Source organism: Photobacterium sp. R1 (assembly GCF_054600795.1).
In genome coordinates, this window is record NZ_BAAHZP010000550.1 from 1 (window position 1) to 271 (window position 271).

The following is a 271-nucleotide window of genomic DNA, read 5'->3' on the forward strand; positions in this document are numbered from 1 at the left end:
TGTTTTTGCTCTTTGTTCTGACGGCACTGTTCGCCCCTCTGCTGTCGCCAATGGATCCTTATGATCTGAACAGCATTGATATTATGGACTCAGAGCTGGCACCGTCATGGATGGAATTTGGCGACTCCCGCTTCCTGTTGGGAACCGATGATCAGGGCCGTGATATTCTGTCGACCATTATCTACGGGCTGCGCATCTCACTGGCCATTGGCTTGTTTGCCGTCGCGCTGCAGCTCTTTATCGGCATCATAGTCGGACTGTGTGCGGGTTA

At 52.4% G+C, this 271-nt stretch carries 1 pseudogene; it reads left to right on the top strand.

Annotated elements, in window-relative coordinates:
* Window positions 1-271 (top strand): annotated as a pseudogene (locus tag ACYP03_RS26235) (ABC transporter permease); the annotation flags it as partial.